20 protein-coding genes, 1 other RNA gene and 1 pseudogene are annotated in these 21,688 nt (G+C 52.8%); 19 read left to right on the top strand and 3 right to left on the bottom strand.

The genetic code is table 11. The annotated features are described in order from the left end of the window. Positions 1–10 precede the first annotated feature (10 nt). Positions 11–817 carry a YhfC family intramembrane metalloprotease gene (locus ACHHV8_RS31470; protein WP_395163139.1) on the top strand — a complete coding sequence of 269 codons (807 nt, stop codon included), beginning with the start codon at positions 11–13 and terminating at the stop codon, positions 815–817. 111 nt (positions 818–928) lie between these two features. Here ACHHV8_RS31470 and ACHHV8_RS31465 read toward each other — a convergent pair whose 3' ends face one another. Together ACHHV8_RS31465 and ACHHV8_RS31460 are read right to left on the bottom strand one after the other, a co-directional pair. Next, positions 929–1,792 (bottom strand): metallophosphoesterase, encoded by an 864-nt coding sequence (locus ACHHV8_RS31465; RefSeq protein ID WP_395163138.1) that lies wholly within the window; start codon positions 1,790–1,792, stop codon positions 929–931. Between the two features lie 125 nt (positions 1,793–1,917). Further along, positions 1,918–2,748 carry a helix-turn-helix domain-containing protein gene (locus ACHHV8_RS31460; protein ID WP_395163137.1) on the bottom strand — a complete coding sequence of 277 codons (831 nt, stop codon included), beginning with the start codon at positions 2,746–2,748 and terminating at the stop codon, positions 1,918–1,920. Positions 2,749–2,888: 140 nt separating this feature from the next. On the opposite strand from ACHHV8_RS31460, the gene ACHHV8_RS31455 reads away from it, so the two are divergent. Both ACHHV8_RS31455 and ACHHV8_RS31450 read left to right on the top strand, forming a co-directional pair. Continuing rightward, entirely contained in the window at positions 2,889–4,922 is a 2,034-nt protein-coding gene (locus ACHHV8_RS31455; RefSeq protein WP_395163136.1) for a beta-galactosidase, read from the top strand. A 169-nt stretch (positions 4,923–5,091) separates the two neighbouring features. Further along, on the top strand, positions 5,092–5,496 hold the full coding sequence (locus ACHHV8_RS31450) for a YwiB family protein (protein ID WP_395163135.1): 405 nt from the start codon (positions 5,092–5,094) through the stop codon (positions 5,494–5,496). Positions 5,497–5,667: 171 nt separating this feature from the next. On the opposite strand, the gene ACHHV8_RS31445 is transcribed toward ACHHV8_RS31450, so the two are convergent. After that, the gene (locus tag ACHHV8_RS31445) at positions 5,668–6,873 is read right to left on the bottom strand and encodes a S8 family peptidase (RefSeq protein WP_395163133.1); all 1,206 of its coding nucleotides are present in this window, start codon (positions 6,871–6,873) and stop codon (positions 5,668–5,670) included. A 332-nt stretch (positions 6,874–7,205) separates the two neighbouring features. Here ACHHV8_RS31445 and rpoE point away from each other — a divergent pair, with 332 nt between their 5' ends. The 16 genes and pseudogenes from rpoE (at position 7,206) to ACHHV8_RS31365 (ending at position 21,520) form a co-directional block, all read left to right on the top strand. Next, positions 7,206–7,787: a DNA-directed RNA polymerase subunit delta gene (rpoE, locus tag ACHHV8_RS31440; RefSeq protein WP_395163132.1), complete on the top strand. Its 582-nt coding sequence runs from the start codon at positions 7,206–7,208 to the stop codon at positions 7,785–7,787. 402 nt (positions 7,788–8,189) lie between these two features. Next, positions 8,190–9,794 carry a CTP synthase gene (locus ACHHV8_RS31435; RefSeq protein WP_395163131.1) on the top strand — a complete coding sequence of 535 codons (1,605 nt, stop codon included), beginning with the start codon at positions 8,190–8,192 and terminating at the stop codon, positions 9,792–9,794. Between the two features lie 205 nt (positions 9,795–9,999). Next, complete coding sequence (locus ACHHV8_RS31430) at positions 10,000–10,392, top strand: response regulator (RefSeq protein ID WP_094018010.1); 393 nt, start codon at positions 10,000–10,002, stop codon at positions 10,390–10,392. Between the two features lie 173 nt (positions 10,393–10,565). After that, positions 10,566–11,420, top strand: a complete 855-nt coding sequence (fba, locus tag ACHHV8_RS31425; protein ID WP_395163130.1) for a class II fructose-1,6-bisphosphate aldolase — start codon at positions 10,566–10,568, stop codon at positions 11,418–11,420. A 144-nt stretch (positions 11,421–11,564) separates the two neighbouring features. Then, entirely contained in the window at positions 11,565–12,818 is a 1,254-nt protein-coding gene (locus ACHHV8_RS31420; protein WP_395163129.1) for a UDP-N-acetylglucosamine 1-carboxyvinyltransferase, read from the top strand. A gap of 88 nt (positions 12,819–12,906) precedes the next feature. Further along, positions 12,907–14,253 carry a transcription termination factor Rho gene (gene rho, locus ACHHV8_RS31415; RefSeq protein WP_395163128.1) on the top strand — a complete coding sequence of 449 codons (1,347 nt, stop codon included), beginning with the start codon at positions 12,907–12,909 and terminating at the stop codon, positions 14,251–14,253. A 33-nt stretch (positions 14,254–14,286) separates the two neighbouring features. Next, positions 14,287–15,573 (top strand): radical SAM family protein, encoded by a 1,287-nt coding sequence (locus ACHHV8_RS31410; RefSeq protein ID WP_395163127.1) that lies wholly within the window; start codon positions 14,287–14,289, stop codon positions 15,571–15,573. 72 nt (positions 15,574–15,645) lie between these two features. After that, the gene (rpmE, locus tag ACHHV8_RS31405) at positions 15,646–15,843 is read left to right on the top strand and encodes a 50S ribosomal protein L31 (RefSeq protein ID WP_094017955.1); all 198 of its coding nucleotides are present in this window, start codon (positions 15,646–15,648) and stop codon (positions 15,841–15,843) included. A gap of 145 nt (positions 15,844–15,988) precedes the next feature. Further along, positions 15,989–16,384, top strand: coding sequence for a hypothetical protein (locus tag ACHHV8_RS31400; protein ID WP_395163126.1), 396 nt, complete (start codon positions 15,989–15,991; stop codon positions 16,382–16,384). Positions 16,385–16,430: 46 nt separating this feature from the next. Continuing rightward, positions 16,431–16,694, top strand: an RNA gene (ffs, locus tag ACHHV8_RS31395) — signal recognition particle sRNA large type. 169 nt (positions 16,695–16,863) lie between these two features. Further along, positions 16,864–17,926 (top strand): annotated as a pseudogene (locus tag ACHHV8_RS31390) (ATP-binding protein). 66 nt (positions 17,927–17,992) lie between these two features. Continuing rightward, positions 17,993–19,747, top strand: a complete 1,755-nt coding sequence (gene dnaX, locus ACHHV8_RS31385) for a DNA polymerase III subunit gamma/tau (protein ID WP_395163125.1) — start codon at positions 17,993–17,995, stop codon at positions 19,745–19,747. A 20-nt stretch (positions 19,748–19,767) separates the two neighbouring features. Continuing rightward, positions 19,768–20,079, top strand: a complete 312-nt coding sequence (locus ACHHV8_RS31380) for a YbaB/EbfC family nucleoid-associated protein (RefSeq protein WP_094017951.1) — start codon at positions 19,768–19,770, stop codon at positions 20,077–20,079. A 25-nt stretch (positions 20,080–20,104) separates the two neighbouring features. Next, the gene (recR, locus tag ACHHV8_RS31375) at positions 20,105–20,701 is read left to right on the top strand and encodes a recombination mediator RecR (protein ID WP_395163124.1); all 597 of its coding nucleotides are present in this window, start codon (positions 20,105–20,107) and stop codon (positions 20,699–20,701) included. A 274-nt stretch (positions 20,702–20,975) separates the two neighbouring features. Then, on the top strand, positions 20,976–21,251 hold the full coding sequence (locus tag ACHHV8_RS31370) for a DUF2508 family protein (protein ID WP_395163123.1): 276 nt from the start codon (positions 20,976–20,978) through the stop codon (positions 21,249–21,251). Then, a complete protein-coding gene (locus tag ACHHV8_RS31365) occupies positions 21,251–21,520 on the top strand; it encodes a pro-sigmaK processing inhibitor BofA family protein (protein ID WP_395163122.1) in 270 nt (89 codons plus the stop codon). The genes ACHHV8_RS31370 and ACHHV8_RS31365 overlap by 1 nt, the downstream gene beginning before the upstream one ends. Positions 21,521–21,688: the final 168 nt, after the last annotated feature.

Genomic DNA, 21,688 nt, shown 5'->3' with positions numbered 1-21,688 from the left:
GGAATGCAATATGCCAACGGTATCCAGTTCGACTCTGGCCGGTATGTTTCTTCAAATCGGTATCGTACTGATCTGGCTGATCGCCGTCTTTGTCTATGCGCGGAAGCGGGAGCGGATCGGCATGAAGCCGGTACTGGTCGGCGCGGCCGTGTTTCTGCTGTTCTCGCAAGTGCTGGAGAAGCTGCTGCATGTGTACATGCTGCAGTTGAATCCGGCTTCGGCCGCCTTACTTCAAAACGGATGGATGTATGCCGTTTACGGCGCATTGGCCGCGGGGATTTTCGAGGAGCTGGGCCGGTACGTCGGCCTGCGCTGGTGGCTGAAACGGCGCCGGAGCTTTAGCGACGGCATCGCCTTTGGCCTGGGCCACGGCGGCTTCGAGGCGCTGCTGATCGGCGTGGTCGGCGGCATCCAATCGGTGGTGATGGCGCTGATGTACAATGCCGGGACGCTGCAGCAGTCGCTTGGCGGCAAGCTGCCCGCCGAGGCCGCGGATGCGCTGGTCCGGCAGCTGACCGGGACGCCGCTGTCCAGCTTCCTGCTGGCGGGCTTCGAGCGGATCCCGGCGATGCTGCTGCACGTGGCCCTGTCGCTGCTTGTCCTGCAGGGCGTGAGAGCGTCGCGTTTCCGGTATGTCGGATACGCGATCGCCGTGCATGCCCTGGTCGATTTTTTCCCGGCGCTGTATCAGAAGCAGATGCTCTCGCTGGCCGCGGTAGAAGTCATTTTACTTGCTGCCGGAATCGGCAGCCTGCTCTATATTCGGCACGTGAAGCGAACGTATGGTTCTGCTTGGAACGAACGGCCCGCCGATTGAACGCCGTGAGGGATCATAACAATAAGCCTTCGCCGATCAGGGATTAGGGACCCTGGTCAAGCGGAGGCTTATTTGGTTTATTTGTTGTTGGTAACCGGCCAATAAACGGCTCTATCCCTTCCGCAGCGTGAATACGGTCAGCTCGGGGCGGCACCAGAAGCGGATCGGGTATACGGACACGCCGATTCCCCGGTTCGTATACACCTGCAGCTTGCCGTCTCCGAGCCGGTACAGGCCGTCGACATATTTTTTGCCGTATTCGGGCGTAATAATATGGCCGTAGAACGGAAGCCGGACCTGGCCGCCGTGACTGTGCCCGGACAGCTGCAGATCGACCGGGTGCTTGAGGGCGGTATCGGCAAAATCCGGGCAGTGGGACAGCAGAATGACGCATTCTTCGTTCGCGGCCGTTTTTTTCAACGCTTCGCCAAGATCGGGCTTCCCGTCCCACATATCGTCAACGCCGCTCAGCCAGATGCGCTCCTTCCCGCGCTTGAGCGGGAGCGAACGGTTCTTCAGCACGTTGAATCCGCCCTGGGTCAGGATAGCGGTAATTTTGTCCTGCTCTTTACCGTAGTAGTCGTGGTTGCCCAGCACGGCCGCTTTGCCGAGCGGGGCCTGCAGCCGGGACAGCACCTGAGCGGCGGGCTCGCCGTCCTGGCCCGTCGTGGAGTCGAACAGGTCACCGGTGAAGCAGATGAGGTCGGGCTTCAGCGACTGAATCCGCTCGACCAGCGTGTCGAGCTGCTCCACCGTATAATGAAAGCCGAGATGCACGTCGCTGAACTGGACGATCCTCATGCCGTCGAAGGAAGCGGGCAGCCGTTTCAGCGTTAGCGGAATCTGTTTGACGGCGAGCCATCCCGGCTCGGCATAACGGGCGTAGCTGTAGCCGGTAACAGGCGTGAGAAGAAGTCCGGCGAGCACCTTGAAAATGTTGGACAGAAAAGACCGCCGGCTGATCTTGGGCGCCATAGGCATTCACCTGCTTTCGGTTGTGTCTGGTTAAGTAAGCCGATCTTGAACTATACGGATTAGGCATATCCTGCACGGGACGGCGGCCAATTGTTGCCGGCCCGTGCCGAGCGACAGCTGCCATGCTACGGCAGCCGATGCGCTTTGCGGAAGCTGCTCGGGGTGAGGCCCTCCTGCTTTTTGAACAGCTTGATAAAATAGCTGCTGTCCTCGTAGCCGACCTGCCGCGCAACCTCGCGCACTTCCAGGTCCCAGCGCTGCAGCAGCAGCTCCTTTGCTTTGCGCAGCCGGAATTTGGTCAAATAGGCGACGGGGCGAAGTCCCAGCGTTTGCTGGAACAGCAGACACGTGTGCTGCGGGGACACCTGAAGCTGGTCGGCCAGCTGCTGCAGACTGATCGGCTGAGCGTAATGATCTTCGATATAGGCGAAGACCGGTGCCAGCTGCTCTATGTGCTGCTGCTTGGAGCGTACCTCGGAGCGGGACGCATAGAGGAACAAATCGAGCAGCAGCTGGTAGCCGAGCGCGGAGCATTCTACACCGCGAAACGGGTCCTCTGTTTGCAGTATAGTCAGAATGGATTGCATTTTTGTTAAAATCATGACGGGATTCGTAACATACAGCACCGTAGAACAATCGAAATGTATGGAGGCGAGCATATCCGCCATATGCTTGCCGTTGAATGTGATCCACTGTACCGTCCAAGGCTCCCGGGACGGCGCATATTCATGTGGCTCGTCGGGGAACAGCAGCATGCCCTGCCCCTCGTGAACGTGGAATGTTTTTCCGCCGACGGACAAATGTCCGGTGCCTTTGACCGTTTGAATCCATTGGTAGTCGGGAAAGCCGGCTTCGCGGATCATCGGTTCTTGATTGCGCCAGCAGCCGGCGCTTGTTATATAGAGGGGAAGCTTTAAGTCCATTTCCGTAATAATGCCGAAAATATTCGAATCCATGACTGTAATCCATCCTTTGGATGAAATCTGGTTTGCATATGAATATACACCTATTATAAAGAAAATACTCTGATTGAAAAGCGGCAAAAGAAAGGCGTATCATACTCATATGCTCTTATTTTATAAAGGGGGATATGGATATGTCCATTTCCAAGAATGTGAAGCTTCCGCACATGTTTTACGGCGGTGACTATAATCCGGAGCAATGGCCGGAAGAAGTATGGCTGGAGGACATGCGCCTGATGAAGCAAGCGGGCGTCAATATCGTCAGCATCGGTATTTTCAGCTGGGCGGTGCTGCAGCCGGGACCCGACACGTATGATTTTGCCTGGATGGACCGCTTGATGGACCTGCTGGCCGAGCACGGCATTATGGCCGATCTGGCGACGGCAACCGCTTCGCCTCCGGCATGGCTGGCGAGACTGCATCCCGAATCGCTGCCGGTGGACGAGAACGGGGCCCGCTATTCGCAGGGCTCGAGACAACATTACTGTCCGAACAGCAAGGCGTTCCGCCTGTACGGGCAACGTCTGGTCCGCAAGCTCGCCGAGCGGTACAAGGATCACCCGGCGCTCGCTATGTGGCACATTAACAATGAATATGCGTGCCATATTTCGCAATGCTACTGCGATGAATGCGCGCGGGAATTCCGCTTGTGGCTGCAGCGCCGTTACGGCACGCTGGACGAGCTGAACGCGCGCTGGGGCACGAACTTCTGGAGCCAGAAGTATTACGATTGGGAAGAAATCGTGCTTCCGCGGAAAACGCCGACCTATCCAAACCCGGGCCAGCAGCTCGATTACGCGAGATTCATGTCCGACAGTCTGCTTGACGCTTATTTGGGCGAGCAGCACATTCTGAAGGAAATCACCCCGGGGCTCCCTATTATGACGAATCTGATGGGCGCGTTCAAGCCGCTCGATCAGTTCGAATGGGCGAAGCACATGGATGTGGTCACCTGGGACAGCTATCCCGAGCCGACGGCAGGGGGCCCGGTTTTCGCGGCGATGCAGCATGACTTAATGCGCAGCCTGAAGGGCGGCGAGCCGTTTATTCTGATGGAGCAGGTCACGAGCCAGGTCAACTGGCGCCAGCAGAACCCGCTGAAACGCCCCGGCGTGATGCGTCTGTGGAGCTACCAGACCGTAGCCCGCGGCGGCGACGGCGTGATGTTCTTCCAATGGCGCCAATCGTGGGCAGGCGCGGAGAAGTTCCACGGCGCGATGGTCAACCAGACCGGCGATGAGAACACCCGGGTTTACCGTGAAGTCGTTGAGCTTGGCAACGAGCTGAAGAAGCTTGATGCGGTTGTCGATTCACGGGTGGAAGCTCCTGTGGCGATCGTATTCGACTGGCACAACTGGTGGGCGCTGGAGCTGGACTCCAAGCCGAGCCGCGATGTGCTGTATCTGGATCAGATTAAACAGTATTACAGCGTTCTGTTCGAGCGTAACATCGGCGTGGACTTCGTGCAACCCGACGCAGATTTGAGCGGCTATAAGCTGGTATTAGCACCAGCCCTTTATATGATGAAGCCGGGCGAAGCCGACAACCTGGAGAAATATGTACAGGGCGGCGGCACGCTGCTGACGACCTTCTTCAGCGGCATCGTCGACGAGAACGACCGCATCCATACCGGGGGCTACCCTGCGCCGCTGCGCAAGGTGCTCGGTCTTTGCGTCGAAGAGTTCGATCCGATGCTGCCGGGCCAGCGGAATGCGATTGAAGTCTCCGGGCTTAGCGCAGCCGGGAACGGCGAATACAGCTGCAGTCTGTGGGCCGATATCATCCGCTTGGAAGGGGCTCAGGCGCTGGCAAGCTTCAAGCAGGACTTTTTTGCCGGTTCGCCTGCCGTTACCGTACATGCGTTCGGGCAGGGGAAGGCTTACTATGTAGGCACTCAAGGCGAAGCCGCCTTCACCTCGAAGCTGGTCGGCTCGATTCTTGACGAGTTGGATCTGTCCGCGCCGCTATCCGCACCGTCCGGTGTCGAGCTTACCGTGCGGACAGGCCGTGACGGCAGCCGGTATATTTTCGTGCTGAATCATTCGGCGGCACAGGCGGAACTGCAGCTTCCGGAGGGAAGCTTCAATGACCTGCTCAGCGGCAGCCGCTTTACCGGCTCGCTTCAGCTTGCGCCTAACGGCGTGGCGATTCTGAGCGCTGAGGGCTAGGCTGGGCTGACAGGCCTTGGCGTGCCGCCGTCCGTCCAGCCTGGTTCAGAAGTTGTTTAGCACACCCGTATCCGCTGTCGTCCATTTCCGCGACATCTCCATCGCTGCGGTGTCGCATTGATCTGGTCCCCGCCTCCTGCTACACTATAGAGTGACAGGAGGCGGACGGATGAAACGAGCGGTTCATATCCAAATCGACAGCTATGCGGAAGAACAGCATATTGTCCAGCAGGCGCACGGCGATCTGTACAAGAAAGGCGAGCATTATTATTTGCGCTATGACGAGACGGAACCGGAGATGCAGGGGACCGTTACCACCATTAAGCTGGAGCGTGAGCGCATACGTGTCGTCCGGAATGGGTCCGTACGCTCCGAGCAGGAGTTCGCCGTAGGCAGACCTTGCCAGGGCGTCTACGAGACCCCTCAAGGGCGCATGGGTCTGGAGACGCACACGCACGCCATGCAGTACGATTGGATCGACGGTCTGGGAACCGTGGAGTGGAGCTACGATCTGTTTGTGATGGGCGATGCGGCCGGAACGTACCGGCTTCGCTTTCTGATCCGCGAAGCGTAGTGCCGCCGGCTGGCGGGCATATATCTTGACGGAGGAAGCTTCAGCGAGGCTGTCCTAACACAACGAAGGCCGATCCCGGATTGGAGTTATCCAACCGGGACCGGCCTTTTTGCTGTGGCGCAGAATGCGGCCCATGGCGCTGCCCTCAGGCGCCGAACGGCTCAGCCTGGGTTAGGGAGAGCCTTTGGCTACGGCGCCGATGGCGCGCAGGGCGTGAATTTCCTTGATGCCGAGGCCGCCCTTTCCGCTTTTGAGGATGAGCCTCGCGTTTTTCTTGATCAGCGATTTGATCTGAAGCGGCTTGAGGCCGGGCCTGCGGGAGAGCATCAATGCAATAACCCCGGTGACGTGGGAAGTGGCCATGGAGGTTCCGCTGAGCTCGTGGTACTTTCCGCGCAGCCAGGTCGAATAAATTTTTTCGCCCGGGGCGTAAATGTCGATATTTTTACTGTTGTTGCTGAAGTTGGCAATCTGGCCCCTGCGGGTGGTGGCTCCGACGGCAATGACCTGCCGGAGCCGCGCCGGATAATCGATCGTCGCCTGCTTGCCCTCGTTGCCGGAGGAGGCCACGATGATCACTCCCGACTGATAGGCGTTGCGCACGGCGGATTCCAGCGCACGGCTGTATGTTTTCATGCCGAAGCTCATGTTGATGATATGAATCTGGTTTTTGACGCACCAATCGATTCCGCTGATAATGTCCGAGACGAAAGCGCTGCCTTGATGATCGAACGCCTTGATCGGGTGAATCATCGCTTGCGGAGCCACACCGACAATGCCCCGCTGCTTGCTGGATGCGGCGATCGTACCCGCGATATGCGTTCCGTGCCCGTTATCGTCATTCGGCATCATATGCCGGTTCAGGAGGTTGATGCCGTAGGACAAGCAGTGCCTTAAGTCCGGGTGCGTAAAGTCGGCGCCTGTGTCGATAACGCCGATCCGGATGCGGTCCCCTTTGGATTTGCCCCAAGCCTGCGGTGCCCGGATATGTTTGATGCCCCATGGGATGTTCGGTGTTTCCGTCGTCGTTTTACCGCTTGACGGCTGGATGGCCGTGACAGCTTTAGGGGTATGAACTTGGATTTGGGTATCCGATTCAATCGATTCGATGAAAGGAACGGATAGCAATTTGGTTGTCGTTTGCAGCGTACAGGACAGGGCGCGAATAATTTTCAAGGGCTGGACGTTGTTTAGACGCGGTTGGTTTTGGCGCTGCTGGTTTATGAGATGGATGCACGCAGTAAAATCCTTGCGGCTTTTAAATCGGATAATGTGCTTGCACTGGGCATTATCTTCGCCCTCCAAGGCTTCATTCAGCCATTCGACAAACGTGGATGGTTTCAATTCGGTCGTCCCTCCCGTGCATCGGAAAAACATCGTTTGTGTATCGTATGTGGGAGGAAGTCCTGCGGCATGTGCACATGGCCTTATTAAAATAATTGGGTCTGCACCCGTGTCATATTGCCTTTAAGTACATACGATAAATAGAGGGAATCATCCAATTCTCTTCCTTAATTTATAAGGCGGGGGAGCGGTTTCAGGGCCCGCTTCCCGAGGGTACAGTCAAAGCAGAGGAAAATTTTCCTCTGCTTCTTCCTATTTATGGGCGGGCGGTAGTTGCTTTTTTACATAGAATAAGGTTTACTATTAGGTGTATATGGATATTGTAGTTAGGGACTCTCGTAAAATGGTTGAAGGGATGTGCTTGGATGAGTGCACAGTACACTCTCAAGGTCGGAGCCGAGCAGGCGAAAGAAATGCCAATGGTGGACCTTGCCTTTGAATTGCTGAAAGCGGCGAATACGCCTTTTTATTACCGGGATTTAATGGCCGAGATCGCGAAGATCAAAGGTCTTTCTGAAGATCAAGTCATGCAGGTTATCGCTCAACTATATACGGAAATCAACATTGACGGCCGGTTTGCTTGCGTAGGGACGAATCTATGGGGACTGAAACGCTGGTATCCGGTAGAGAAATCCGAAGATGCGGTCGGCAGCGGCAAACGTCCTCGCATTATCAATGATGATGATGACGATATGGACGAAGAGGATCTGTACGCGGAGGAAGAAGACACCTTCGTAGAGGAAGAGGATTACGATTCCTACGATAAGGTCCGCGATGAGGACGATCTCGAAGAAGAAGCGGAAGAAGAAACGGAATTCTTCGAAGAAGAAGAAGAAATCGAAGAAGAAGAAGAGATCGATGACGCCGAGCTTGGAGAGGAAGAGTCCGACTTCGAGGACGAAGAGGAAGAGGATTCGGAAGACGAAGACGACGAAGAAGATAAATAAAACCAATCGCCCGCCTTTACTTGACAAGGGTATGCCGTCAGAGTAAACTATTTTTTGGGCTTTTGAAATAGAACGAATCATGACCTAGGTCTTGAACTATAAAGTGCCCCGCTAATGCCGGGGGACTTTTTCTTTTTTTAGGGACGGATTTTAACGCAGGATGCCCCTGTCCTGGTCGGCTCGTTTCCAGGGGCTGGCAGCTTTGCGGAAGCCATTAGGATGGCAGCCGCAGCGGTTTTGGTAAAATGCCTGGACAAACACGCCGCCTCACAAGACGGTGCATACCCTCATGCGGGGGTGGAACTGCGGGAGCCTGGAAACGTGAGAGTTTCGGCTCCCCCTTCGTTTGTTTATGGAATCGATTTTCGCGCAATACTACTAAAATATTGGAGGGTTACATACATGACCAAGTATATTTTTGTCACGGGGGGCGTCGTGTCCTCATTGGGCAAGGGGATTACGGCCGCATCACTCGGAAGGCTGCTGAAGAACCGGGGGCTGAAAGTTACGATTCAAAAGTTTGACCCTTATATTAACGTAGACCCGGGAACGATGAGTCCATACCAGCACGGGGAAGTTTTCGTAACCGACGACGGCGCGGAAACCGACTTGGATTTGGGGCATTACGAGCGTTTTATCGATATCAACCTGTCCAAAAACAGCAACGTGACGACAGGGAAAATCTATTCGTCCGTCATTACCAAAGAACGCCGCGGCGAATATTTGGGCGGGACCGTTCAGGTCATTCCGCATATTACGAATGAAATCAAGGACCGCGTATTCCGCGCCGGACGCGAAGCGCAATCCGATGTGGTCATTACCGAAATCGGCGGTACGGTCGGCGATATCGAGAGCTTGCCTTTCATCGAAGCGATCCGTCAAATCAAGAGCGATATCGGCCGGGACAATGTGATGTACATTCACGTGACGCTGATCCCTTACCTGAAAGCGGCCGGCGAGGTGAAGACCAAACCGACCCAGCACAGCGTAAAAGAGCTTCGCGGCTTGGGCATTCAGCCGAATGTCGTGGTCTGCCGTTCCGAGCATCCTCTGACCGAGGATATGAAGCGCAAGCTGGCGCTGTTCTGTGATATCGATGCGAATGCGGTGATCGAGAACCTGGACTGCGATACGCTGTATGAAGTGCCTATGCTGCTTCGCGAGCAGGGACTTGACGATATCGTCGTCAATCATTTGAAGCTGCCTGCTACGAATGCTCCCGACATGACGGAGTGGGAAAGCATGGTAGACCGTGTGAAATCGTTAAAGCATACTACCGAGATTGCTATCGTCGGAAAATATGTTGCTTTGCATGACGCTTATTTGAGCATTGTCGAAGCATTGGGCCATGCAGGGATCGACTGCAATACGGAGATCAAAATCCGTTGGGTCAATGCCGAAGAGATCTACGACCATAACGTGTCTGAGCTGCTGGCGGGCGTGCAGGGCGTGCTGGTGCCAGGAGGCTTCGGAGACCGCGGCATCGAGGGCAAGGTTTCCGCCATCCGTTATGCGCGCGAGAACAAAATTCCGTTCTTCGGCATTTGCCTGGGGATGCAGGTTGCGGTTGTGGAGTATGCGCGTACCGTGCTGAAGCTTGAGGGCGCGAACAGCTCCGAGATCAACCCGACGACACCGTATCCGGTGATCGACCTGCTGCCTGAGCAGAAGGATATCGAGGATCTGGGCGGCACGATGCGTCTTGGATTGTATCCGTGCAAGCTGGTGGAAGGCTCCTTGGCAAGCCGCTGCTACAATGACGAGCTGGTTTATGAGAGACACCGCCACCGGTATGAGTTCAACAATGAATACCGCGAAATGATCGAGCGTGCCGGCTTGAAAATTACGGGTACGTCGCCGGACGGGCGCCTGGTCGAAATTATCGAGTGTCCTGACCATCCGTGGTTCCTTGCGGTTCAGTTCCATCCGGAATTTACGTCGCGTCCGAACCGTCCGCAAGCGTTGTTCAAGCATTTTGTCCAAGCCGCTTTCCAGCTGAACAAGTAGTCATAGTTCGACTTGTGACAGCATATTACAATAACAGCGCGATACGAGCCCTATTCTTCAGAAACTCCTTTTTTTGTAAAACTTTTCAACTTTTTCGTAAAGTGCAAGAAGGAATCTCGGCATGGACATCGAATTGGATAAGACGGGGAGATGGACAGTTCGGAAATTCCTGCAAGGAAGAAAAGGGATCGAGGAGGTTGCCATTTTGAAGAAAAAGTTGCTCATTGTGGATGATCAGAACGGTATTCGAATCTTGCTGATGGAAGTATTCAGCAGCGAGGGCTATGAGACCTATCAGGCTTCCAATGGGAAGCTGGCGCTGGAGATTGTAAGGAACGCTTCGCCTGATCTTGTGCTCCTGGATATGAAGATTCCGGGCATGGACGGGCTGGACATTCTGAAGCATATCAAGAGCATCGACAGCTCCATCAAGGTAATCATGATGACGGCTTACGGCGAGTTGGATATGATCAAAGAGGCGACAGACCTTGGCGCGATCATGCACTTTACCAAACCCTTCGATATCGATGAGCTGCGCAATGCGGTGAACAGTCACCTGCGTACACCGAACAACAATTCATATGCAGTGGGATCCTGATTCTAGGGTCTCTTTTTTTTGCCGTAAACTTTCCAGCGCATTATGAAAATGCCATGAAAAAACGCGAGGGCTTGGTTATCATTTCATTCTTTATATGATATAATAACGCAGTATGACAAAAAGAGCGGTCATTACACAGAACATGGTCAATAAACACTAGGAGGAAGAGTCACATGCCATTGGTTTCGATGAATGAATTTTTGCCTAAGGCAAAAGCAAATAAGTTTGCGGTAGGTCAGTTCAACATGAACAACCTTGAATTTGCCCAAGCTATTGTGGAAGCAGCAGAAGAATTGAAGTCCCCATTCATTTACGGTGTGAGTGAAGGGGCATTAAAGTATATGGGCATCGAGTTCACGGTAGCCATTGCTGAAGCGGCTGCTAAGAAATCCGGCTTGCCAATCGCGTTGCACCTTGACCACGGAAGCAGCTTCGAAGTAGCTATGAAATGTATCCGCGCGGGCTTCAGCTCCGTAATGTTCGACGGCTCCCACTATTCTTTCGAGGAAAACATCCGTTTGACGAAAGAAGTGGTTAAAGCGGCTCATGCTATGGGCGTTTCCGTTGAAGGCGAGCTTGGAACTATCGGCGGCGTGGAAGACGATATCAGCGTAGACGAAGCTAACGCAAGCTTGGCGAAACCGGAAGAAGCCATCCGCTTCTACGAAGAAACCGGCGTAGACTGCTTGGCGATCGCTGTAGGTACAGCTCACGGCATGTACGCAGGCGAGCCTAACATTCGTTATGAAATCATCGAAGAAGTATCCAAGGCGATTCCAGTGCCTGTCGTGCTTCACGGCGGATCCGGCGTACCTGATGAAATGATCAAGCTGTCGATCGCTGCAGGCGTTGGCAAAATCAACGTGAACACGGAGAACCAAGTGGCGTGTACGGAAGCGATTCGCGAAGTATTGAACAAAGATGCTAAAGTGTATGATCCCCGTAAATACCTCACTCCTGCCCGCAAAGCCATGGTTGAAGTAGTTAAATCCAAAATTCAATTGTTCGGAAGTGCCAACCAAGCTTAATTGGTTTATGGGAAATGCATCGATAAGATGTATTTCCCTTCTATTCTTTTTATTTCCGTTTAGTGCCTGGAAGGGTAACGTTAGTTTGCTCTGCAATAAATTGTTTATTGCTTTAAAGTGGTGATGTGGGAGGAAGAGTGACGAATGGAGAAATTGATGGTCGCCGGCGGTCGTCCGCTTCGGGGGACAGTTCAGATTAGCGGTGCCAAGAATAGTGCGATTGCTTTGATTCCAGCGGCCATTTTGTCGGAAACGACGGTAACGCTGGATAACTTGCCGATTTTGAGCGATGTTGCTATTTATACCGAGTTGTTAGAGGAATTAGGGGCTGTCGTCGAGTGGAAAGAAGACCAGATGATCATCGATCCGAGTCAGCTTCGCTCCAAGCCGATGCCGAATGGCAACGTAAAAAAATTAAGAGCTTCCTATTACCTGATGGGAGCGCTGCTGGGACGTTTCGGGGAAGCCGTTATAGGGCTGCCGGGCGGCTGTAACTTTGAGCCGAGACCGATCGACCAGCATATTAAAGGCTTTGAAGCCCTGGGGGCCCGTGTAAGCACGGAGAACGGCTCGCTGCACATCCAAGCCAAGGAGCTGCGCGGAGCCAAAATTTATTTGGATGTCGTTAGTGTAGGGGCAACGATCAATATTATGTTGGCAGCCTCTCGCGCCAAAGGTGTCACTTTGATTGAAAATGCGGCCAAAGAGCCTGAAATCATAGATGTAGCAACATTATTGAACTCCATGGGAGCCAAAATTAAAGGGGCAGGCACGGAAACGATTCGGATCGAAGGTGTCGATTCCATGCACGGCTGCCGGCATTCGATTATTCCCGACCGGATTCAGGCTGGGACCTACATGATCGCGGCAGCGGCAACGCGCGGCGACGTTGTAGTGGATAATGTCATTCCGAAGCATTTAGAGGCGCTTACCGCCAAGCTGCAGGAGATGGGTGTCCACATCTATGAGATGGACGAATCGATCCGCGTAGTCGGACAGCCTTTTTACGAAAGCGTCGATGTGAAAGCGCTCGTGTATCCGGGCTTCGCAACCGACTTGCAGTCGCCGATGTCGAGCCTGCTGACGCAGAGCAAGGGAGTCAGCATTCTGACCGATTACGTATACAGCAACCGTTTCAAGCATATACCGGAGCTTGTGCGCATGGGCGCCAAAATCAAGGTGGAAGGCCGTTCCGCTATTATCGAGGGAAGCACGCTGAGTGCGGCTAAGGTGAAGGCTACCGACCTGCGTGCCGGAGCGGCGCTCGTTATTGCGGGGCTTACCGTTCTTGAGGGCGTAACCGAAATTACCGGTGTCGAATATATCGACCGCGGCTATGATCATTTGGTCATGAATCTATCAAATCTCGGAGCCGAAGTGTGGCGTGAGGATACGTAACTGAACGCTGGTATAGATGCGCCAGAATTGGGTAATGCTAGAGTATATTTCACAGACTTGAAAATTTAATAGTTTGGTGGTCGAAATTATGGATATGCAACTAGCTCAGCTAGAGGCGCTAAAATTAACCGAGCTGTACCAGATGGCCAAGAAGCATCAAATTCCTTATTACGGCCAGCTTAAAAAGAAAGAACTTATTTTTGCCATTTTACGGGCCCAGGCTGAAAAAAGCGGACTGATGTTTATGGAAGGCGTTCTGGAAATTCTCCAGGACGGCTTCGGCTTCCTTCGGCCGATTAATTACCTGCCAAGCTCCGAGGATATTTACATTTCCGCTTCGCAAATTCGCAAGTTCGACTTGCGTTCCGGGGATTTGGTTTCAGGTAAGTGCCGGCCTCCGAAAGAGAACGAAAGGTACTTCGGACTGCTTCATGTGGAAGCCGTCAATGGATTGGATCCTGTAACGGCTGCAGAAAGACTTCATTTTCCGGCCCTGACTCCTCTTTATCCGCAAAAGAAACTCGTTCTGGAAACATCCCCAAAGCACTATTCCACCCGGCTCATGGATTTATTGGCTCCTGTAGGCTTAGGCCAGCGCGGTTTGATCGTGGCACCTCCGAAAGCGGGTAAAACGCTGCTGCTCAAGGAAATCGCTAACAGTATCTCTACCAATTATCCCGAGATCGAATTGTTTGTTCTGCTGATCGACGAGCGTCCTGAAGAAGTAACCGACATGCAGCGTTCCGTCAAAGGAGAAGTGGTGGCTTCCACCTTCGACGAGCTGCCGGAGAATCATATCAAGGTAGCTGAGCTTGTTTTGGAAAGGGCGCAGCGTCTGGTTGAGCATAAGAAGGATGTCGTTATTTTGCTGGACAGCATTACACGGCTGGCACGTGCATACAACCTGGTGGTGCCGCCGTCCGGACGCACCTTGTCCGGCGGTATCGACCCTGGGGCGTTTCACCGGCCGAAGCGGTTTTTTGGCGCGGCGCGCAATATTGAAGAAGGCGGAAGCCTGACCATTCTTGCTACGGCGCTGATCGAGACGGGGTCTCGGATGGATGATGTCATTTATGAGGAATTTAAAGGAACGGGGAACCTGGAGCTGCATCTGGACCGCAAATTGGCGGAGCGCCGTATTTTCCCCGCTATCGATATTCGCCGGTCCGGAACGCGCCGCGAGGAAATGCTGCTGACCAAGGAAGAGCTGGATAAAGTGTGGGCGATCCGCAAGAGTATGAACGATTCCCATGAGTATGTGGAGGCGTTCCTTAAAAAGCTGGCGGATTCCAAGACGAACCAGGAGTTTTTGGACATTTTGGAGAAAACCGGGGTGGCCAAAGGCAGCAATAACGGAGGCAATGGCTCGTCTGCTTCCACCGCCTCGTCTTCTTCGCCGACAACTTCGAAGCGGGTAAAGAATTCCGCATCTTAATAGAGAACGAACAAGTTAGGAGCTTTGAATATAATGAATCTGGTATATGCAGACCGCGACGGTAATTTGTTTGATCATCCGGATTATATGGCTCTCGGTCGCAATGGCGATATGGTGATGGAAATTATGGAAGAGGAGCTTATTCCGCTTCCGGAAGGCGCGACTCTGGTAAGTCTGCCGGACACCCGTCCGATCGGGATTCATGCCAAGACGGGAGAAATGCGCGTAGTGCCCGGCGAAGTCAGCGCGGTCGGAGCGCTTCTGCCGCAAGGCTTTACGCGTCTGCTGATTCCGAGCTATGCCAAAGCGGACAAAACGAAGCTTCTGCCGTTGTTCGGTTACACGGCGGTCGTCTGGAAGGACGACGCATTTTATGTGGCCGCGGAGCAGTGCGACGATCCGGAACTGTGGAATCCGCGCAACTGCAATCCCGACGAGCTGGAGCTTCAGGTTAAACATTTGCTGAACGAATACAGCGATAACCGCTTGTATCAGCATCTGTCCAACTGTGCGCTGGAATATGAATGCCTGACGGCATCGAATACCTTTTTGAACCGGTGGGAAGGTGCGGTTCCGGTTTCTTTCTCCTGTAATGCAGGCTGCTTCGGCTGTATTTCCGAGCAGCCGGATGACAGCGGCTTTCCTGCGCCGCAGACGCGGATGAATTTCAAGCCGACGGTGGATGAAGTTGTGCAGGTTATGCTGGAGCATCTGAAGACGCCGGACAGCATTATCAGCTTCGGCCAGGGTTGTGAAGGCGAGCCGTCCACGCAGGCTACGACCATCATTCAAGCGATTCGGCGGGTACGCGAGCAGACGGATGTCGGCTATATCAATATCAATACCAATGCCGGCTTGACCGACCACATCCGCGGGATCGTGGATGCCGGGTTGAATTTGATGCGGGTAAGCACCATCAGTGCGCTGGACGATCATTACAATGCATACTATAAGCCCCGCGGGTACACGCTGAAGAATGTCGAGAAATCGCTGCGCTATGCGGCGGATAAAGGTGTTGTCACTTCGATCAACTATTTGATTTTCCCGGGTGTTACCGACCGTGAGGAGGAAATCGAAGCCATGATCGAATTTGTGCGCCGCACCGACTTGAAGCTGATTCAGCTGCGCAATTTGAATATCGATCCGGAAAGCTATCTGCAGCTGATTCCGAAGCCGCAGGGCGAGCTGCTCGGCATGAAGCAAATGCTGGAAATCTTCCGGCAAGAGCTCCCAGGCGTGGTGCTGGGTTCCTACACTCATACCCCGGACTCGCTGCTGCGCAGAAGAGAAAAGGACTTGCAACTGCAGCGGACAACATGATATAATCTCGCTATGTGTTTGAATTGATAACTCTGATTCACATGGTGTTTCAGGGCAAAAGAGGTGAAAGTAATGAAACAAGGAATTCATCCTACTTACCACAACACAACAGTTACATGCGCTTGCGGTAATACCTTTGAAACAGGTTCCCTGAAGCAAAATCTTCGCGTTGAGATTTGCTCCGCATGCCACCCGTTCTTCACTGGTAAACAGAAGTTTATCGATGCTGGCGGTCGTGTTGATAAGTTTAAAAAGAAATACGGCATCTAATTTGTCGATTTCCAATCGTCTTATCGCATAATGCAGCCTCCTGTGGCTATCCTAAGAACAACTTGCAATTGCTCTGCTGATCCCTTGGGTCATCGGTTCAATCAGCAATCGGCTTCTTAGTCTAGCTGCAGGAGGTGTTTTTGTTATGAGCCTTACAGTTAAACGCAAATGGGTTTCGGTTCTGATCGCCTGTTCTTTAGCCGTTGGATTCACTTCCGCGTGTCAAAAACAGCAGAACCAAGTCAAGTCTTATTCCAAAGATGGCATGCTCGGGGTTTCCGATGTGAACCCTAATATGCCGCTAAGTCCCACTTATCATCATTACAGCGATGATACCAATGTGATGAAGGAAGCGATCAAGCAAGTCCCGCAAGTTACGTCCTCTACGATTACGACGAATGGTCCCGTTGCCTCGGTCACCATTACCGTTCCGGCGGCACTGACGGACCAGCAGGCCGAAGCGGTAAGGCAGGATGCTTATGACAAAATATCCAAAGCCGTCCCGCGTTACAAGGTGAAAGTTGCCGTTAAACGCAAATAATTCCGCGGGTTGCTATTTTGCTATGAATCGTCTATACTTATGCTTACCGTGCTAGACGGGGAGGTAGCGGTGCCCTGTAACCCGCAATCCGCTGTAGCGGGGTTGAACACCTATTCGCGGTATTACGATGTAAGGTCTGGGTTTTAGTCCCGATGTTGAGAGTCGGGTCCTCCGCAATGGATGCCTGTGAATCCGGTCAGGTCCGGAAGGAAGCAGCCGTAAGCAGGATGTTCCATGTGCCGGAGGGTTGCCTAACTTGAGTTGGGGCTAAAAATTCCGCTTGGATCGTAATATCAAGGTAGGCGCACGGTACAATTTTTTTTGACAACAATGAACACGTGAACATCGTTCTCTTTGCCTAAAGTGCAGAGCTGACGGTGTTTTTTTGCGTATTAGAGAAGGAAAATGAAAAATTTAGGAGAATTGTATACTAAAGTTAATGAGGTGAAAAGGTCATGCAAGGTTAAGGAGGTGGCGCGGTGCAACGTGGTCTCAATTTGCTGCAGCAATTCGCCGGTACATTTTTAAAAGATGTGAACTTGGGTGTACTGTTAATCGACACGGAGTTCAAGCTAATGGATATTAGCGACATGGCGTGCCGGGTGCTCGGACTTGTCAAGGAAGATGCGGTGAATCAGTCGATGGAGCAGATTTTTGCCAAGCTCCCGGCCCAACATCAACTGGTGCAGCGCAACATTTTGGACGGAATGGTCGTTCGTAATCACGCACTCTCTTGGACCAACAACAAAGAACGGTATGAGCTTCTAGTAGATACGAACGTGCTTAGGGACGAAGACTTTCAGATTGTCGGAGCGTATATCATCTTCAAGGATGTCACGAATCTTCGTTCATTGGAGGAACAGGTGCAGCGCAGTGACCGGTTAGCCATGATCGGGCAGATCGCAGCCGGTACGGCTCATGAAATTCGCAATCCTCTAACCTCGATCAAAGGCTTTCTCCAGGTACTCCGTAAGACGCTGCAGGAGCAAGGGATGGAACGCGAGTGCGGATATACCGATGTTATGCTGACCGAGATGAATCGGATCAACGAGCTGGTTAATGAATTTCTTTTGCTGGGCAAGCCCAAGAACGTATCTTATGACGCAGTCGATATTACGCAGGTCGTACGCGAAATTTTGCCGATTATAAATAACGAGGCCATCCTTCACGGGGTCATTGTCCAATATGAGGCCGCCTTTGAGCTGCCGCGGGTTATAGCGGATCGGGAGCTGTTGAAGCAGGTGTTTTTGAACATTTGTAAGAACGGGATTGAAGCGATGGGGGACGGCGGCCATTTGACTTTGGTGGAACGCATGGATATGGATGAACGCAGGGTGAATATCGAGATCCATGATACGGTGACCGGGCATTCCCACCTTTGTAGTAGATAAAATATTCGATCCGTTTTTTACGACCAAGGAGGAAGGAACCGGTCTTGGGCTTTCGGTATGCCAGCGAATTATCCATGATATCGGAGGTCATATCCGCGTCTCGTCCAAAGGCTTCGGCACGACGTTTACCGTCAGCATCCCTTTCCCGTAAGCACTTCATTCGGACCTCAATGTATAGTATAATAGACGGGATAAACAATTGTTGGAGAGGATGCCATTGTCACATATCGCCTTATACCGTACGTGGAGACCGCAGGCCTTCCAAGAAATTGTGGGTCAGAAACATATCGTTCAAACTTTGCAAAATTCGCTCCGTGAAGGGCGTTTTACGCATGCTTATTTATTTAGCGGTCCCCGGGGAACCGGGAAAACGAGCGCTGCCAAAATTTTGGCCAAGGCCGTCAACTGCCTGAAGGGCCCGGCGGAAGAGCCGTGCAACGAGTGCGACAACTGCCGGCGGATCACGGCGGGCGCGGTCATGGATGTCGTGGAGATTGATGCTGCGTCCAACCGCGGAGTGGAAGAAATCCGCGATATTCGCGATAAAGTGAAATATGCTCCAACGGAGGTTCGGCATAAGGTTTATATTATCGATGAAGTTCATATGCTGACAACGGAAGCCTTCAACGCGCTGCTGAAGACGCTGGAGGAGCCTCCGGCGCATGTGATGTTCATTCTCGCGACGACGGAGCCGCACCGGCTGCCGGCTACGATTATTTCCCGCTGCCAACGGTTCGATTTCCGCAGAGTGTCGCTGGATGAACAGGTCGAGCGGCTGCGGGAAGTATGCCGTGAGGAACAGATTGAGGCCGACGAGGATGCTATTCGCTTCATTGCGCGGCTGTCCGACGGCGGGATGCGGGACGCCTTGAGCCTGCTGGATCAGATCATGGCTTTCTCGGGTAAGCATGTCACCTATGAGGATGTCGTGTCGATCACCGGCGGGATGGCGTCGGAGCAGTTTGAGAAGCTGGTCCGGGCTGTGAGGGATCGTGATGTCAGCGCCGTTCTCCAGCTGATCGACTCGTTCATGCAGGAAGGCAAGAGCGCGGATAAATGCATGGAAAGCTTGATGTATTATTTCCGTGATCTGCTTATGGTCAAAATGGTTCCCGGTTCGCTGGCCGTTACCGAACGGATTATCGATATCAAGCCGTTTGCCGAAGTGGCCGAGGCATTCACGACGCAAGAGCTGATTTCAATGATGGATACATTGAATTACTATCAGACCGAAATGAAGTATTCGATGCAGCCGCAAACGTTACTGGAAGTGGCTCTGATGAAGCTGTGCTCCGGAGGAGACGCGGCGGGCTCTTCAGCCCCTGAGGCAGTGCGCAGCGCAGAGCGTGCGCCGGACGGACTGGTCGCTCAATTGAACGGGCGCATCCAGCGTCTGGAAGAGCAGCTCGCCCAGCTGTTGAAAAACGGCGTTGCGCCTGCGGGCGATAACGGCGGAGGAGGCTCCGCCAGGGCTTCCTCCAGCACGCGGCCCAGCTCTTCCGCCTCGGTGCCTATCAAGAAGATTGAGAAGCTGGAAGCTTATCTTCAGGCACGGGAAGAAGCGGACTTCAAGGCTGCGCTGCAGCGTTGGAGTCAGGTGCTTGGGAGAGTCAAGGAGCAGAAGATCACGATTCATGCCTGGCTGGTGGACGGAGAACCGGTATCCTTGTATGACGGCGCCCTGCTGGTTGCCTTCAAAAGCTCCATGCACCGGGAAACGACGGAAAAACCGGTCAACAAGCAGCTCATTGAGCAGGTGATGTCCGAGGTCATCGGCAAACCGCTTCGGCTTGTGACGATGATGCTGCGCGACTGGAAAGCGGCGGCGGATCAGGCTAAGCCGTCTGTCGAATCCAGACCTGAAGAGCTCAAGCTGGTTCCGGAGGATGAACCGGGAGCGCCGAAGGAAGAATGGATTCATGAAGCGATCCAAATGTTTGGAGAAGACTTGGTGAAAATAAAAGAAGATTGACGACAAGGAGTGGATTCGTAATGAACAACATGAACCAAATGATGAAGCAAGTGAAAAAGATGCAGGAGCAAATGCTCAAAACGCAAGAGGAGCTTGCGCAGAAATCCGTTGAAGGCTCCGCGGGCGGCGGCGTTGTTACCGTCAGCGTGAACGGACAAAAGAAAGTAACGGCCATCACGATCAAGCCTGAAGCGGTTGATCCGGAAGATGTAGAAATGCTGCAGGACTTGATTCTGACAGCTATCAACGATGCCATGACCAAAGCCGAAGAGCTTGCCAATAAAGAAATGTCCCGTTTGACCGGCGGAATGAACATTCCCGGCTTGTTTTAACTTTTAATATTGAGGAGCTGCCCTTTTGTTTTATCCCGAACCGTTAGCTAAACTGATCGATTCGTTCTCTCGTTTGCCCGGTATTGGACCGAAAACGGCGGCACGACTCGCTTTTCATGTCCTTCGAATGAAGGAAGACGATTGCATTGATTTTGCCAAAGCGCTAGTTAATGTCAAGCGTAATTTGCATTACTGTTCGGTCTGCTGCAATATCACCGATACCGATCCGTGCCGGATTTGTCAGGATAAAACCAGGGACCGCTCGGTGATCTGTGTTGTCCAGGAGCCCAAGGATCTGGTTGCTATGGAGCGGACCAAGGAATTTAACGGTTATTATCATGTGCTGCATGGGGCTATCTCGCCTATGGAGGGCATTGGACCGGATGAAATCCGGATTGCGGATCTGTTAAAGCGGCTCGGTGACGAACAGGTACAGGAGCTGATTTTGGCGACGAACCCGAATATCGAGGGGGAAGCGACAGCCATGTATTTGTCCAGACTGGTCCGCCCCTTCGGCTTGAAGGTGACCCGAATCGCTCACGGTCTCCCGGTAGGCGGGGACTTGGAGTATGCGGATGAAGTAACCTTGACCAAGGCGCTTGAAGGGCGCCGAGAGCTATAAAAGCAGACTTAATGCAAAATAAGATGAAGCCGACACGACCCGGAGGCCGCTGGAAAACTTGCGAAGAGTACGAAAACGTTCTGTAGAGGCGAAAGCGTTGATCAGAAGAATGTTCCGTACGCGTAGCGATGACTTTTTTAGTGGCCTCACGTGAACCGTGCGGCTTCTTTTTTTTGTCCTCTCTAGTAGTTTGGTTCTATTACGGACAGTTGCTCCATATGAATGTACTGTAGGACAAACTTCTGTATAGAACGGCTAACGGGGAGGGAATGCAATGAAGCTGTGGCATAAACTAAAACGTTCGTCCAAAAAACGGCAGCAGGAAATGAAGAATGAACGATTGCAGCTGCTGCAAGAAATCGATAAAGCCCATTCCGAATGGGTGACGGCACAGCACCGACTGGATTATGTATTGGAGAAAGAGCAGATCGACTACGCGGTCTATGCGATGGAGGCGGCGGAGAAGCGCTTTGAAATGCTAATCAAACAAGCCAAGCAAATGGAGCTTTCGGCAGTCGATATTTCAAAAAGGAGGGCCTTGGAAGGATAATGCTCAAGTCGTATATCTTATGGGGCGTGCTGGGCTTCTCAACGTTACTTCTTATTATTACGCTGCTGCGGCATCGATTCGCTTTTCAGTGGATGGGGTATTGGTGCTTGAACGTTGCCTTTGCTGCTTTCCTGCTCTACCTTTTAAACCTGTTTGTTCCTTACACCCATGTGGAGGTGCCGCTGAATGCGACCACGGTAGGGACCGTCAGCATATTGGGGATTCCCGGACTTGTGATGCTTGCCGCTTTGAAGCTTTGGGTCATTTAGGGTTGAAAATAACTTTGAAAAAAAACTTGCAATCTTATAGCGGGCTGTGATATATTAATCAAGTCGCCACTGGGGCCTAAAGCTTTAAGCGACAACAATTAAATGATTGCCCTTTGAAAACTGAACAACGAGTGAGTGAAATAAAGAGAATGCAAATTCTCGCTAGCA

It is taken from the genome of Paenibacillus sp. TAB_01, assembly GCF_043945595.1.
In the GTDB taxonomy this organism is placed as follows: Bacteria; Bacillota; Bacilli; order Paenibacillales; family NBRC-103111; genus Paenibacillus_S.
Note: the sequence above shows the minus strand (reverse complement) of the source record. Positions and strands in the feature narration are given on the sequence as shown.